This window comes from Carboxylicivirga sp. (genome assembly GCF_982718395.1).
In genome coordinates, this window is record NZ_CEXQWX010000144.1 from 1 (window position 1) to 15,049 (window position 15,049).

General features: G+C 38.6%; 13 protein-coding genes. 2 read left to right on the top strand and 11 right to left on the bottom strand.

Annotation, left to right across the window (positions count from 1 at the left end; genetic code table 11):
- Positions 1 to 1,179 (bottom strand): 3-keto-disaccharide hydrolase (locus AC4MRQ_RS20005; RefSeq protein ID WP_491199488.1); only part of this gene is annotated, 1,179 nt, incomplete at its 3' end.
- Between the two features lie 231 nt (positions 1,180 to 1,410).
- Between AC4MRQ_RS20005 and AC4MRQ_RS20010 the strand changes: the two genes are divergently transcribed.
- Entirely contained in the window at positions 1,411 to 2,199 is a 789-nt protein-coding gene (locus tag AC4MRQ_RS20010; RefSeq protein ID WP_491199489.1) for a hypothetical protein, read from the top strand.
- Between the two features lie 63 nt (positions 2,200 to 2,262).
- Here AC4MRQ_RS20010 and AC4MRQ_RS20015 read toward each other — a convergent pair whose 3' ends face one another.
- Both AC4MRQ_RS20015 and AC4MRQ_RS20020 read right to left on the bottom strand, forming a co-directional pair.
- Positions 2,263 to 2,646 (bottom strand): DUF2255 family protein, encoded by a 384-nt coding sequence (locus tag AC4MRQ_RS20015; RefSeq protein ID WP_491199490.1) that lies wholly within the window; start codon positions 2,644 to 2,646, stop codon positions 2,263 to 2,265.
- Positions 2,647 to 2,801: 155 nt separating this feature from the next.
- Positions 2,802 to 3,641 carry a hypothetical protein gene (locus tag AC4MRQ_RS20020; RefSeq protein ID WP_491199491.1) on the bottom strand — a complete coding sequence of 280 codons (840 nt, stop codon included), beginning with the start codon at positions 3,639 to 3,641 and terminating at the stop codon, positions 2,802 to 2,804.
- A gap of 265 nt (positions 3,642 to 3,906) precedes the next feature.
- Here AC4MRQ_RS20020 and AC4MRQ_RS20025 point away from each other — a divergent pair, with 265 nt between their 5' ends.
- The gene (locus AC4MRQ_RS20025) at positions 3,907 to 4,620 is read left to right on the top strand and encodes a DNA-binding domain-containing protein (RefSeq protein ID WP_491199492.1); all 714 of its coding nucleotides are present in this window, start codon (positions 3,907 to 3,909) and stop codon (positions 4,618 to 4,620) included.
- A gap of 546 nt (positions 4,621 to 5,166) precedes the next feature.
- Here the strand turns inward: AC4MRQ_RS20025 and AC4MRQ_RS20030 are convergent.
- From AC4MRQ_RS20030 to hemA, 8 genes are all read right to left on the bottom strand, one after another.
- On the bottom strand, positions 5,167 to 5,547 hold the full coding sequence (locus tag AC4MRQ_RS20030; protein ID WP_491199493.1) for a hypothetical protein: 381 nt from the start codon (positions 5,545 to 5,547) through the stop codon (positions 5,167 to 5,169).
- 878 nt (positions 5,548 to 6,425) lie between these two features.
- Positions 6,426 to 7,805, bottom strand: coding sequence for an oxygen-independent coproporphyrinogen III oxidase (gene hemN, locus AC4MRQ_RS20035; RefSeq protein ID WP_491199494.1), 1,380 nt, complete (start codon positions 7,803 to 7,805; stop codon positions 6,426 to 6,428).
- A gap of 111 nt (positions 7,806 to 7,916) precedes the next feature.
- A complete protein-coding gene (gene hemE / locus AC4MRQ_RS20040; protein ID WP_491199495.1) occupies positions 7,917 to 8,951 on the bottom strand; it encodes a uroporphyrinogen decarboxylase in 1,035 nt (344 codons plus the stop codon).
- A 77-nt stretch (positions 8,952 to 9,028) separates the two neighbouring features.
- Positions 9,029 to 10,321 (bottom strand): glutamate-1-semialdehyde 2,1-aminomutase, encoded by a 1,293-nt coding sequence (hemL, locus tag AC4MRQ_RS20045; RefSeq protein WP_491199496.1) that lies wholly within the window; start codon positions 10,319 to 10,321, stop codon positions 9,029 to 9,031.
- Between the two features lie 104 nt (positions 10,322 to 10,425).
- Positions 10,426 to 11,406: a porphobilinogen synthase gene (gene hemB, locus AC4MRQ_RS20050; protein WP_491199497.1), complete on the bottom strand. Its 981-nt coding sequence runs from the start codon at positions 11,404 to 11,406 to the stop codon at positions 10,426 to 10,428.
- A 10-nt stretch (positions 11,407 to 11,416) separates the two neighbouring features.
- On the bottom strand, positions 11,417 to 12,172 hold the full coding sequence (locus AC4MRQ_RS20055) for a uroporphyrinogen-III synthase (protein ID WP_491199498.1): 756 nt from the start codon (positions 12,170 to 12,172) through the stop codon (positions 11,417 to 11,419).
- 1 nt (position 12,173) lies between these two features.
- Entirely contained in the window at positions 12,174 to 13,112 is a 939-nt protein-coding gene (gene hemC, locus AC4MRQ_RS20060; RefSeq protein WP_491199499.1) for a hydroxymethylbilane synthase, read from the bottom strand.
- A gap of 52 nt (positions 13,113 to 13,164) precedes the next feature.
- Entirely contained in the window at positions 13,165 to 14,433 is a 1,269-nt protein-coding gene (gene hemA, locus AC4MRQ_RS20065) for a glutamyl-tRNA reductase (RefSeq protein ID WP_491199500.1), read from the bottom strand.
- Between the last annotated feature and the right edge of the window lie 616 nt (positions 14,434 to 15,049).

The following is a 15,049-nucleotide window of genomic DNA, read 5'->3' on the forward strand; positions in this document are numbered from 1 at the left end:
TCTTACCTCAATACGAGCCCTGTTCCAGCTATTGATGCCATTAAACCTTTTCACCATAAGGTTTGGATTAAATTGCTTTCCGTTTGCGGGGATCAGGTCATACAGAGATCCCAGTGTACGATTGTGTAGGACTCCTTTTTTTGCATCCGGATGGTTTCTATCATCTAATATCTGAAACTCACAGCCTATTGCCGAACCTTCTCCTTTATTAATATTTCCTTGTACAAAATACTTTATACCACTGTTGGCACCCTTGGTTATATTAAAATCCACTTCCAGAATGAAGTTCTCATATTTATTAACGGTTACAATATCGCCTCCATTACCTGATTCAGCACCGTCTGCCTTCTCAACAACCAGAGTTCCGTTATCGATATGCCAGCCTTTCTGAGGAAATTTATCCAATCTAACTCCACGCCATCCATCTGTGGTTTTGCCATCCCAAAGTAATTGCCAACCGTTCTTTTGCTCAGTTTCAGTTAAAGTATTATTCAGGTAACTTACTTCACGAATTCCTTCCATTGGCTTTCGCGCATTTTCCAAATCTTCGGTCATGATACGAATATTTCGCCAGCGTATCGTTTTACCTTCCTGCTTTTTATTTTTTCCAATACCATGCACCTGCAAACCAATAAAGCCTTCCGCTGTCAGGTCATCTACAAGGTTAGTAACGGGAATTCCATTAACCCAGGTCCGAATAGAATGACCAATAGCCTCTACTCGAAATTTATTCCATTCACCATTTTTAAAAGATGACTTAGCGGCTTGATTATATTCAAGCGGATAGATCCAGCCTCTTCGACCTTCATCATAGATACCACCTGTCCATCGACGATCGGAATCGTCACATTCAACCTGATAGCCATGTACACGATAGTTATTATAGTCCTTTAAACTATTACTGCGGATTTGAACACCTGAATTAAGTCCACGTTCCATTTTAATTTCATATTCTAATATAAAATCACCATAGTGCTTTTTGGTTGTAAGAAAAGTATTAGGTGTTCCGGTTTTGCTGGTACCGACGATTTCTCCATTTTCAACCTTATATTCTGCGGTTCCATTAAGCACTTTCCATCCCTTCAGGTTTTTGCCGTTAAAAAGTTTAGTCCATTGATTCTGAGCACTGGCACTAAATACAAAAGCCATTAAAAGTAAGCCAAGAAATATTCTTCTCATCGTGTTTTAATTTAATATTATAATTGTGTGCAAGGTATAGAGGATCAAAACCTTTGGCACTTGATGTTTGTGTCAGATATACTGGTGATTTGTTGCAAGCCTTCAACTATTAAGTTCTTTCATAATTTCATCAAGGGAAACTAAAAGTTTTCTTTAAACTTCTTTAACAAAAAGAATATAAGTGCTGTATTAAGAATGGTTGTCTAATTGATGCAACCTAAATCTTAACAAATGAAGCGATGCTTTCAAAAGCTGTCATCTTTGATGGCAGCTTTCATTTTTGTGACACTGAGCCAGGCCCAGGTGAGCAATATCAAAACGAATGTAAGGAACGATCACAAAAGCAATTACAGTTACCGCAGTTCCTCCGTCAGAACTACAATACCCGCCAGAAATAAACGCTTTGGCGAAAGCTTTGGTGAAAGCCTGGCCGCGAGTATTGTAGGTGGTATTATACAAGGGATAGGATTTGTAACCATAGAGGCACAAAAAGCAGTACTCCGGGACAAAGACGACTATCCAAATACCGTTTCATTTGAAAGTACCCTGGATTATGGCACCGACCTTAGTACTTTAAGCTTTAATCCTTCCATACGGGGCAATTGGGGAATATTGGCCAGCGACATCCGTTATTCATTATTACATGATTATACCGGCTCTCTTGAATCATTAGACTGGCAGGTGTTGATTGTACGCGTACCTATTAAAAACCTGAAACTGAACTACGGTATTGGCTTTACTTCACTTTTATCACCTAAAACAACCTACTTTGAGAGCTCAACCGGATTTGACTTATACCTGATAAATCAAAAGCTGGCATTAAGCACCAATTATCGATGGACCAACCGAAGAAATGAAGAACGCTACCGTCAGGAGGTTAAATTCACAACTGATTACCAACTATTATCGAAAGATCAATTTCGCTTATCGCCAATGATAGGTTTAAGCTATCTGAACTACTTTAAGAGTGATGAGTTTTTAATGTTTAATGTTGGTGTGAAAATTAGAATAGGCAGCTGATAGGTTATTCTTTAAGTATTATGGCCAATGCTATTAATACCAGTTGATATCCCAATAGCTAACTTATACTTCTTCACTATCGAAGAATAATTCTATGGTATAATTGGCATATTCTGGTTGAGAAATGCCTTCTGCATACTTTAAATTCCATTCCTGATTATATTTGTTCAAATAGGCAGCATCAATCAATAGGTTTGTTTTGTCATTCTTAGGTAGCTTTTTACCTTTTACATTAATAATGTTCTTTCCATATTTTACCTGCCCAACCCCTGTTTTTATAAAATCTGTGAACCAACTTCGAGGACTTTTATTCCAACTTCTAACAAATAGCCGATCATTCACTTCAACCATCCAAATACTTAAAAAAGTTTCTCTTTCTCTTCCTCCCTTAATATCAATTAGAGTGTTGTTTTTTATATGTTCGTAAAAAGAATCCGGGAATCTCATTTTGGTTTTCTTTAGTAAGTTAGGCAAAGTTATTTCTGCTCAATTTTTTTATCAGTTTTATGTTCTTCTTTTCAATGTCAGTTAAATAGCTGTCAACATGACTTACCAGTGCAATCGAAGTTACAGACTTTGTATCGCAGGGATCACATTTTTATCTATCGACTTTTATTTATGAAATTATTCTCATCAGTTTCTTTCTCAATTAATGAAGTACAAGTCGATGGGACTAAATTAGATAAGCGAGTTCGTTTAAATCTTGATCTACCTTTGATTGTCCAAAAAAACTCTTCGACATCATCTAAGTCGTCAGGTTTGTTCATATCCCATTTTGCCAATCTGCCTTTTTCTCTTATGTGGTCTCTAATTAATTGCTCAATTTTAAATTGATGGCTTGAGTTCAATAAATCCCAATAGCTCAGAAAAAGATTCCCTAATTGTTCAACTATATGCGTTTGATTGAAATTCAATCTATCATCTAAAACAGCTTCTTTGAAATAAGCTAAATGTTCATTGTAATCTTCTTGTTCATAATTTGGTATATTGTTTTTCTTGAAATGCTTTTTAAGCTTTTCTTTCATCTTTGACAGATGATAGAAACTGTGTTTTGAATAATTTGATTGAATATTAATCAGCTCAGCAAATGAAATTTCAAAATCAATGTCATAAGGTGAGATGTAATACTTATAATAACGCTTCTTAAAGAAAAAATCTTTAGTTTCATCTATAACTTTTAAAAATCTTTGAAAATCTCCATGATGTTTATATTGAAGACAAAAGTCTTCCATTAACGTGAAGAGTGAAACTTTTTTCACACCATTAAGCGGTGATGTAAATTCGGTCTTAAGAAACTCATTTAGATAAATGAAAAACAAATCTGACTTTTGTTCATCATGGAAATATAGCATTGATTTATCATCTGTTAATTCATAAAGAGCAGAACTTACCAATGTTAGTGAAACACTTGAATACTCCTGAATTAATAAGTTTACATCCATCTATAGTTTATTCTTCAAATGGTTAATAAATATGAAATTATTTTATACACTGCATTTGAACATTAAACCTACATTATTCACACCATAACACCAAGCAATACTTCTATTATATGTTAATAAATTAAGTTCATACCTGCCTATTTCAGCCTCGGCAGACTTATACTGATATTTTTAATTATCAGTACAATTTGTCACGCAAAATTTAAATTGAACAGAGGTTATTACTATCTTCATCTACACATGTCGATAAGAAAACTATTACCCTATGTACAAATTAAATGTCTGGCTCTATAAAAACGTACTAAAGAAGCAAAGCAATAAGTATTATGGAAGAATCGTTAGCAACAGCCCTATTAGTAATAGTAATATAGCCAGGATTATTGTTGGCAGAGGTTCTGAGATTAAGGAGGAAACTATCAAACACATTCTGGATTCCGCTGATAAAATTAAATGCGAGATGATGGTCCAAGGTCACCCGATCAAATCACTTGTGGGCAATATCCGTCTTTCAATAAAAGGTACATTTAATGGCAGGAATGCTAAATTTGATAAAGATCAGCACAACATTTCGGCACAGTTCACAATTGGTCCTGAACTGGAAAAAGCATTAAAGTTCACCAAGGTTGATGTGTTAGGCCTGGCCGACTCAGGTCCGATAATTGGCACTGTTAAAGATTGTTTCAGCAATACCTATAACAAAATTATAACTCCTCTGAACGCCCTTATTATAACTGGAAAGAAAATTAAAATCATTGGAGATGACAGCCAGGTCGGTGTTTATCTGACCAATACAGACAGTGGGATCATCACCAAAGTAAGCCAGATAGTGGTTAATAGTCCCAGACAGCTCACTATTATGCTGCCTGCAATAGACAAAGGTCATTATCAATTAAGTGTTGTAACACAGTTTACAGGCTGTTCCAAATTACTTAAGGTACCCCACAGTGTATCCTATAGGCATCACCTGCAAGTGGAGTAAGGTAAATAGCATAAACCCAGAATATGCATCAGAAATTCTATTACGCCCTGAAACTACTTCAAAACAAGGCACTCTGTTCATTTTCTTCAACTCACCATAGCGATGCTATGCCTTGTTTCAGTAAATGCTTGTTTTATTGTTGTTTCAATGCTCATTACGAAGTTCCAATGCATAATCTGGGTTAAACCTATCCATGTTGATGTCAGCCTGCTTCCCGGTATAAAGGCATCAACATTTACCATCCTTTATCTTAGAGCTACAGGGCTCTGTGATCAAGAGCGCTGGCGCTCTTAATCTGTGAGCTATGCTGCTCTGCACCTCAGAGCTATGGCGCTCTGTACCTAAGAGCAGTAGCGCTCCGTTTATCTGAGCTATAGGGCTCTTAGGTATGGGATGGCTAATATTGAAAATATCAGATAGGGAAGGATAGAGATATTGATATAGGTATCTTGTGGATTATTACTTAAGATGCAAGAGAATTTGGGTCATAGCGATAGCTGCAATTCATTGTTTTAATGCTTACGCAGAATCAGGAGTTCCTATAAATCAATTTGGCATGTCTAATTGAATATTGCTTTTTGTTTCTCTGGTTACATATTTAAAAATCATAATACCAGAAACAACCATTGTTGATATAAAATATGATAATCCTGCAAAGAGTAATTTCTTAGCTTCAGAATTAAAAGTTGGAAATTCATTAAATTCTGACATTAATGCTAACAACATATAGAAGCATGTTAGAATTAGTAAACTTGGGATAATAATTCCAACAACTCGATTTTTATAAATAATTTGAAGGATTAACCCTATAATTAATGCAATAGCTATCGGATTGAATAGGGTTGCAGCCGAAAAATAATAAAATATAACTGCAGCAATTAAAAGGTACTCTGGTAATAAGAATACTACTCTCTTTAAACCTTTCATAGAATAATTGATTTGGCGTTTGTATACTAGTTAACAAACGTTTTCAAACAGTTATTAGTATTTCAGGAAAATAATACTACAAATATCAGTGTCAATGTTTATTCAAGTCCTTCGTTTCTCCACGAGTTCTTTCGTGTGATTCATTGTTTATTACGTGTTAGTGAGAGGGAAATAATCAAATCGGAACATAATGGGAAACAATTAATCCCAAAAGAAAAACAGGAATATCAATAATAAGCGCGGTCAAAACTGACATTTTGTTTCTAATTAATTTAAGTCCAATATAAACCCCAATTAACCCAATAACAATATTCAAAACCAATACCCAGTTAGGATACATAAAGAACCAGAAGATATTCGTAAAGTGATAACCATAAAAAAGCCAAATCCAGTGGCTAGTCCAAAGAAGGTTTAAAATAGCAATTATAATTCCCGTAATTCGTTGTGCCCAATATTTCACCTGGTTCATTTATCTTATTATTTATCAGGCATAAAGGTGCAAATTTCACATTATATAGCCAACCGTGTTGTTAATGATAAAAGGTGAGATGTAAGACCTTAAGGTTTCTAAACCTTAAGGCCTGATAATAAACAACGTACCGGACTTTCAGCTCTCCATTATATGATTTATTTTGACCATAGCCCTACCGGACTATGCTTATATGTTTCGTCCTTGCAAGACTGATATATGTCCTTCTTTGGCTGGCCTGTAAGGCCTAAATATAAGAACACAGGGTAAAAAGTTCTGCGATTGAAGTAAAAAATGATATAGCACTGAAAGTGCGGCACATCGTATTTAATTCAACCGTTAATCTGTATCATAAATGAAAAACTCCCTTTAAAGGGAGTTTTCAATATCTTAATATGCTATATAAGCTTTACACTGTTTTTGAATATTGGCCTTTGCCTTTTTTTAATGCAGGATCGAAGGCCATGGCAATGTTTCGGATTACATATCTGCCTTGTCCAACAACGGTGAAGGCATCATTTTCGATTGTTAATAAACCATCGTCGATAAACGATTGTACTTTTTCTTCGGCAAACTCAACAGCTGTGTAAACAGCATCAACATCCACTGAAAAGTCAGCCGCTATTTGTCTGAAGTCAGCGTAATAGTTACACATTAACTCATTAATCACCTGACGGATAATTTGCTCACTCTGATTGAGGCGATATCCGCGGACAACTGCTCTTCCGTCTGCCTCTACGCGTTCCATATATTTCTTGATGGTCTTTTCGTTCTGACTGTAGGCATTAAACAGCTGGCTGATACTTGAAGTACCAAAGCCATATACCTGACCAGTCGTTTCACGCGTGCAATAGCCCTGGAAATTACGATGTAGTTTTTTCTCTTCCAATGCAATGGCAAATTCATCGTCGGGCTTGGCAAAATGATCCATGCCGATAGCTACATAGCCTGCCTCAATGGCCATATTATATGCATCTTCCAACATCGAAATTTTCTCATCAGGTGTTGGTAAACCATACTGTTCCAACATGCGTTGACGTGAAATAACTTGTGGAATATGTGCGTATGAGAAAGTCACCAGGCGGTCAGGATTAGCTGCTAAAGCCTCGGCCACTGTCTCTTTAAAACTTTCGCGTGTCTGGAATGGTAGGCCATAAACCAAATCAAGGTTGATTCCTGAGAATCCAATCTTCTTCAGGTAGGCGATCATCTCATTGACCGGTACTTTAGCCGGGCGACGGTTAATTGCTGTCAACACATCTTTCTTGAAATCCTGGATACCCAGGCTAATACGGTTAAAGCCCATATCGCGCAACTGATCCACCATGTCATAATCCAGGTAAGCCGGACTGCATTCCATGGCCATCTCATATTCATCTGCAAAATTAAAGTTGGCTTTAATGGTATCTGTCACCTTACGAATCAAATCAGCCGATATAGCGTTGGGTGTTCCACCACCCCAATGTACTTGTGTAAGTTGACGCTCTTTTGAAACATCTTTTGAGACTATCTCAATTTCCTTGATCAATACATCAATGTATTTTTCAATCGTGCTTTGCCCCATACCTGTGTAAGTGGTGCAACCACAAAACGTACAAAGCTGCGGACAAAATGGAATATGTACATATACCGAAACACTCTCCGGCTTTTCATCATTTGATAGAATCACACTCTCCTTGTAATTCTCATTGCCATACTCCTCGTGGAAAAATGTTGCGGGCGGATAACTGGTGTATCGTGGCCCGGCGATATTATATTTTTCCAATAGATTTCTATCAAATTCTAACATTGCTTCAATGATTAATTATTAATGTTTAGTGATTAGTGCTTCATTATCTAAACAATGATTACTGTGTTTTGCTCATTCACATGTTAATCATTTATCACTAATCATTAAAAACTACTTTCTTCCCCAATCAACTGATTTTACCCAGTCAATCACAAACTTCACATTTTCAACCGGTAAATCTGGTAAAATACCATGTCCCAGGTTGAATATCCACTTTTGGTTATCTCGTCCGAATGGTAAATACTTTTCATTTAAAACCTGCTCTATCTCAGGTTGCGATGCGTATAAAAGACGTGGATCAAGGTTGCCTTGCAAACCAACTTCGGGATCAACAATCTCTCGAGCATGGTTCAGGCTCATTCGCCAATCGATACCAACAAAATCAGCCACATCTTTATCAATGGCTTTGATGCCGTTTCCTAAATCTTTAGGGAAATAAATGGTTGGTACACCTGCATCACGAACGGCATTCAGAATCTTTTTCGATGCCGGTAAAAACAACTCCAGGTATAAATCTTCCGGTAACAGACCTCCATAGGTTTCGAATAACTGGAAGGATTGAACACCATGCTTCACCTGTGTTAGTGCATATTCTGTTGAAACTTCTGCCAGGGCATCGATAATCTGTTTGCTAGCTTTTCGGTTTTTATATAAAAACTCGGTAGCATTTTTAAAGGTGATGTCGCGGACATTATCACGAAACATGAAACAGAATGTAGTCAGCAAACCTCCACAAAAACCAATCAACGGCTTTCCATCCGGACGTGTTTCAATGATCTTATCAATGGCGCCATATACATGATCAAGCTTTGTCATATCGCGTTTCAGTTGCGCAACAGGATCATCAAATGTATGTAATGGAGCACCAAACTCAGGACCTGCATCCGTAAACTTAAGCGACATACCAAGTGCCTCCGGTACTACCAGAATATCCGAAAATAAAATAGCTGCATCCACACCTAAATCATAAATAGGCATCCAGGTAACTTCAGCCGCAAGCTTAGGATCTTCCATCAATTCTGAGAAAGTGTAATTCTCCTTTAAAGCTCTGTAGTTGGGCAACACACGACCTGCCTGGCGCATAAACCATACCGGTGGACGCTCTGTGTTTTTTCCATTTACTGTATCTAGAAAAATGTTGTTCATAGTTTTAGTGCTCAGTGCATGGTGCCAAGTGCATGGTACTCCTTTAGCGAGCACTAGGCACTGAGCACCGGGCACAATTATTTAATTGCCTCTAAGGCTTTACGATTTCCCTTAATCAGTTTTTCAAGATCTTCTTCAGTGTGGGCCATTGAAATAAATAAGCACTCGAACTGAGAAGGTGCGATGTATAAACCATTCTCAACCGCATTCTTGAAATACTCAGCATACTTAGAAGTATCTGAAGTCATGGCTTCGTCAAAGGAAGTTACCTGCTTGGCTTCTGTGAAGAAAGCTGTCATCATAGAGCCTACACGGTTCAGTACGACATTCATACCAAGCTCTTCTGCATTCAGGCGTAAACCTGCTTCTACAAAAGCTGCTTTCTTTTCCAGATCTTCGTAGGCGTTTGGTGTTTCATCCAGTTTTTTCAAGGCTGTTAGTCCAGCAGCCATAGCCAATGGATTACCCGACAAAGTTCCAGCCTGGTAAACAGGTCCGATTGGTGCCAGCATGTCCATTATTTCTTTTTTACCTCCATAGGCACCTACTGGTAAACCACCTCCGATGATCTTACCCATGGTTGTTAAGTCAGGCATCACACCAAAATATTCCTGTGCTCCACCTTTCGCCAAACGGAAACCGGTAATCACCTCATCAAAAATCAACAAGGCACCATTATCTTTTGTGATCGTACGTAATCCTTGTAAGAATCCTTCAGCAGGAGGTACAACTCCCATATTACCTGCCACAGGTTCAACAATAACAGCCGCAATCTGATCCCTATAATCATCAAACAGTTTTTGAACTGACTCCAGGTTATTGTAATCAGCTGTCAAAGTATCCTTGGCAGTGCTTTTGGTTACGCCTGGACTGTCAGGCAAACCTAAAGTAATAGCTCCCGAACCAGCTTTGATCAGGAAACTGTCTCCATGACCATGGTAGCAGCCGGCAAACTTAACAATCAACTCACGTTTGGTATATCCACGAGCCAGGCGAATAGCACTCATCGTTGCTTCGGTACCTGAGTTGACCATACGTACTTTTTCAACCGATGGCACCATATTCACAATTTGAGCAGCCATTTCGGTTTCAATCTCAGTTGGTGCTCCATAACTGGTTCCCTTAGCTGCAGCATCTGCAACTGCTTGCAACACTTCGTCATGCGCATGTCCAAGAATAAGTGGTCCCCATGATGCGACAAAATCGGTATATTCATTACCGTCAATATCCCAGATGGTCGTTCCTTTGGCTTTTTCTACAAAAATCGGGTCGATACCTACACTTTTAAAGGCTCGTACCGGAGAGTTAACACCTCCAGGAATCACTTCCTGTGCTTTCTGGAAGGCATTTTTGCTATTATTGTTGTTCATTGTTGTTTTAGTATTATGTATCAAGTAGTGAGTACCAAGACTATTTACAGTTGACAATTAATATAGATCTTTCAGTCTTGTGTCTTGATACTTATGTCTTATGTCTACTTTTTCCCGTTTAAAATATCTGCTGCATCCAATGCATGATAAGTAATGATGATATCGGCTCCTGCTCGTTTGATTGACAACAGAACTTCCATCATCACTCGCTTTTCATCAATCCAGTCGTTAGCACCTGCTGCCTTTACCATACTGAATTCACCACTTACGTTGTAGGCTGCAGTTGGCATTTCAAATTCATTTTTGGTACGATAGATGATATCAAGGTAGCTTAGAGCAGGCTTTACCATTACGATGTCGGCTCCTTCTTCAATATCCGAAGCAATCTCGCGCATGGCTTCGTCTGAATTAGCTGGATTCATTTGGTAAGTGCTTCGATCTCCGAATTGCGGAGCACTTTCAGCCGCTTCTCGGAATGGACCATAAAATCCTGAGGAATATTTAGCAGCATATGACATGATTGGTGTTTTTTCATAGCCCGCTTCATCCAATGCCTGGCGAATGCGTGCCACACGACCATCCATCATATCACTTGGTGCAATCACATCAGCGCCGGCTTCAGCTAATGAAACAGATTGATCAGCAAGGGTTTTTAAAGTGCTGTCGTTGTCTACATCATTGTCGATAATAGTACCGCAATGTCCGTGTGTTGTGTACTCACAATTACAGACATCGGCAATGATCAGGATATCATCGATCTCTGTTTTTATAGCACGAATGGCCTTTTGTACGATACCATCACTCTGGCATGCCACATGGCCGTGCTCATCTTTATGCTCAGGAATACCGAATAACAAAACGCTCTTGACGCCCTTTGAAACGGCCAGTTTACATTCTTCTACTAACATGTCGACCGACATCTGGTAGTTACCCGGCATAGAGCTGATTGGATTCTTCACTTTTTTGCCCGGACAAACAAAGAGTGGGTAAACCAAATCTTCTACACGCAAATGCGTTTCTGTCACCATCTGGCGAACTATTTTATTATATCTTAAACGTCTTAGGCGGGTTTCGGGAAATGCCATATTCTAAAATTTATATTAATGATTGAGGTTTTAATTGTTGTTTCATTTCTTGCCACAGGCCTTCGTAGGTTGATAATCGAGCTACAACTGCGGGAGTAATATTTCTTTTTTTCATGGCCTTGGAAGTAGCTGGTCCAATGGAGGCAAAGCCTACTTCGTCATGCACTAAACTGCCATATAAATCTGTAAAACCATTGAAGCAGGATGGACTTGTACATACTACAAGCATAGGGTCTCCTGATTTTAATAACTCAACGGTTTTCTCATTTTGTTCGTGGGCAATAATTGTCCGGTAAACATTGTAGCGTCTATAGTTGCAAACCTCTTTCAGTCCATCAGCCAGGGTGTTTTCAGCCAGTTCACCTAACATGCCTACCCACTTTTCACCCGGTCTTATGTGAGCCTGTTGTAGTTCATTTACCAGGTCGGATGCCGTTCGCCCGCCAGAAACCCACCAGGGTTTAACTCCATAACGTTCCAACACCTGAGCTGTTTTTTTACCTATACAGATAAAGCTCTTATCCAGTACATCGGCCGGTGATACTTGTTGAAAGAAGTACTCAACTCCCCTTTTGCTGGTGAAAATTATCCGACGACTTTGAAACAAATGCTCACGGCACTCATCCTCGAGAGGAACAACTTCGGTATCAATCATCGGATCACAGATCACATTGATTCTCTCATTCACCAAACCATTATACAATAAATCATCTTTTCCCATTGGATGGGTTAAAATAACCGAGGTTTGTCGTGAATAAGGATCCATGTTACTGATTATTTAAAGTACGAACTTTTTCAAGTATTTCAGCTCCACCTGCCTGCGATAGCTGTTGTGCCAATTTACGCCCAATTGCTTCTGCTTCGCAAGCTTTTCCAGATAATTCTGATCGTAATTCTTTACTACCGTCAGGCATTGCTACCAATCCAAGCAGTTTTAAATTATCTTCTTCAATATGCGCATAAGCCCCGATAGGTATTTGACAACCTCCTTCCAGCTCATTTAAAAAACTACGCTCTGCTGTAATTTGTTGATAACTGGTTTCGCAATGCAGCTTTTTAACGATAGCATCTATCTCTGTGTCATTTTCACGAATTTCAATGGCTATTGCACCTTGACCGCAAGCAGACACAAAATAATCCGGTTCAAAAAGACTGGTTATTTTATCATTAAAACCCAGGCGAATCAATCCGGCACCTGCCATTACCATAGCATCGCAGTGTCCATCGTTCATTTTCTTAAGGCGAGTGTTCACATTACCACGAATATCCACCACCTTCACTTTAGGGTTGATCCTATGTATCTGAGCCTTACGACGCAAACTGGAAGTTGCTACGGTGTGCTCTTCTGACATTTGTTCCAGGGATAATCCATCTTTACTGACCCAGGCATCTTTGAATTCGGCCCGTTTTAAGATGGCGCCAAGTTGAGCACCTTCAGGAAAAACGGTAGGCAAATCCTTTAAACTATGCACACACATATCCACTTCGTCATTGAACAGGGCATGTTCAAGCTCTTTCGTAAATAGTCCTTTATCGCCAATTTTTGACAATGCAACGTCCAGTATTTTATCTCCCTTGGTTGATACAATTACAATCTCAAATGTTTTTTCGGGAAATGCTTCCTGCAATTTTGTTTTAACCAGATTGGCCTGATACAATGCGAGCTTACTTCCGCGAGTGCCAATTCGTATTGTGGATTTATTCATATAAAAGGCTTCAAACTAAAATACAGATGATAAAACATCTGTATTTGTATTTCTATGAGTTAAAGTTAAAAAATTCTTCGAGTAATTTTACCTTCTCGGTATCGCGACCCTCGTTGGTCACATTCTTCATTTGCTTGATTAACATCCGTGTAAATTTAGCACTTAAGTGCTCGCCATATTCGTTAATCTTTTTCGAAGCCTCGCTATCGTCTTTAACTTTTTTATAATTTTTTGCTTCCAGTGAATTCACGTCTTTTAGGGTAGACGTAATGGCGTTAATGGCCGACCCCATTCGACGAACATTCAACCAATCATCAAATTCAGCCAATACTTCTTCGATGATATTTTCAGCTTCGTCTAACTTTCCTTTTCGCTTTTCGAAATTAGCTTTAACAACTTCTTCTAGGTGATCGAGATCGTAAATACAAACTCCTTCCAGATCTGCTGCTTCCGGTTCAACATTACGTGGACTGCACAGGTCAAGTATCATCAAAGGCTTGTTATTACGCTTCTGCATAATATCAACCAACATTTCTTTGGTTAATAAGGCTCTTGATGAACCAGTGGTATAGGCCACCATATCCACTGTTGTCAATTGCTCTGTATAAGATTCGAATGGAAAGGCTACACCATGCACCCGGTCTGCTAATTGTTCAGCTTTGCCTAAAGTACGGTTGGTAATCCAATTGTTAACACAACCTTTTTTCGACAGGTTTAAGGCAACAATAGTACCTGTTTCGCCTGCTCCAACGGTTAATACTTTTACATCAGGAAAACCATTAAGCTTATTACTTGCCAGCTCAACAGCTGCTGAACTAACAGAAACAGCACCTTTATTCAAAGCTGTTTTAGTACGAACTAGCTTTCCTGCTTCAAATGCCTTGTGCACCATTCGGGTTAATTCAGGGCCAACCATTGCTGTGTTGTCAACCCATGAGAAGGCTTCTTTTAATTGAGATACAATTTGGTATTCTCCAAGAATCAACGAATCAAGTCCTGTAGCAACGCGGAACAAATGGCGGGCACAATCAATACCAGTGTGCGAATACAAATATTTCTTCACACTGTCATCTTTCTTAAAATAGGCGATATAAGCATTTGTTACCTGCCCCACAAAATCCTTAACATCAGATACAGCAGAAGGATTTGCTTCAAAATACAGCTCTGTCCGGTTACATGTACTCAAAGCCATGATACCATCAACATCACATTTTTGATTCAGGTATTCGTAAAGACCGGTAATTTCTTCTCTGGTAATTACCAGTTGCTCACGTATTTCAAGTAGTGCAGTTTGGTGACTGATTCCAATTAGACCAACCATATTTCAATTCAGAATTACTTGTTCGTTCGTTTGTTAGAAGCCACTTTAGCAGCTTATGAATCAAAAATAAAATTGAAATCTGTAGCAAATCTGAAAAAGTGGACAAATTAGGTAGCGCGGTACTTCTTTAGAATTATTTTAGATAGTTAGTCACCTAAAGAATTCCATTTGTTGTTTTCAAAGCGTAAAGGTACCCTTAATTCTGCAATCGAAATAGTTTATCCCTATCATCCTCGTTAACGCTTTTATATTAAGGAATTCATGAGATTCTTTTTTAGATGGGACGTTGTCCCAAACCCTACTTACTTTTTGTCATTACCACAAAAAGTATAAGCAAAAAAGTCTAGAGCAATAGAATCCTTCAACCCTCACCGGCCTTCAATTCCGGCTGACACACATCCTCCTCGAGTGCCCCCTTGAAGACCTCTCGCCTACCTTGGCCCGGACTATTGCTCTGGCTAACGCTGCTTTTATTTACAGCTCTATAATCCTTTTAACTTAATAGCATTGTATCCCCTTGGGATAGTTAGTCTGGGTTACAATACGTCATATCAAACTACTATTCATGTCTCCCTTTTCAGGGAGATTCAGAGGGTAAGCGCACATACAAAAGACA

Bases quoted from the DNA above. Each gene is read 5' to 3' on its own strand.
- hemC (WP_491199499.1), bottom strand. From the start codon at position 13,112: ATGAATAAATCCACAATACGAATTGGCACTCGCGGAAGTAAGCTCGCA.
- hemL (WP_491199496.1), bottom strand. From the start codon at position 10,321: ATGAACAACAATAATAGCAAAAATGCCTTCCAGAAAGCACAGGAAGTG.
- AC4MRQ_RS20020 (WP_491199491.1), bottom strand. From the start codon at position 3,641: ATGGATGTAAACTTATTAATTCAGGAGTATTCAAGTGTTTCACTAACA.
- hemB (WP_491199497.1), bottom strand. From the start codon at position 11,406: ATGGCATTTCCCGAAACCCGCCTAAGACGTTTAAGATATAATAAAATA.
- AC4MRQ_RS20030 (WP_491199493.1), bottom strand. From the start codon at position 5,547: ATGAAAGGTTTAAAGAGAGTAGTATTCTTATTACCAGAGTACCTTTTA.
- hemN (WP_491199494.1), bottom strand. From the start codon at position 7,805: ATGTTAGAATTTGATAGAAATCTATTGGAAAAATATAATATCGCCGGG.
- AC4MRQ_RS20010 (WP_491199489.1), top strand. From the start codon at position 1,411: ATGAAGCGATGCTTTCAAAAGCTGTCATCTTTGATGGCAGCTTTCATT.
- AC4MRQ_RS20015 (WP_491199490.1), bottom strand. From the start codon at position 2,646: ATGAGATTCCCGGATTCTTTTTACGAACATATAAAAAACAACACTCTA.
- hemA (WP_491199500.1), bottom strand. From the start codon at position 14,433: ATGGTTGGTCTAATTGGAATCAGTCACCAAACTGCACTACTTGAAATA.
- AC4MRQ_RS20025 (WP_491199492.1), top strand. From the start codon at position 3,907: ATGTACAAATTAAATGTCTGGCTCTATAAAAACGTACTAAAGAAGCAA.
- AC4MRQ_RS20055 (WP_491199498.1), bottom strand. From the start codon at position 12,172: ATGGATCCTTATTCACGACAAACCTCGGTTATTTTAACCCATCCAATG.
- hemE (WP_491199495.1), bottom strand. From the start codon at position 8,951: ATGAACAACATTTTTCTAGATACAGTAAATGGAAAAAACACAGAGCGT.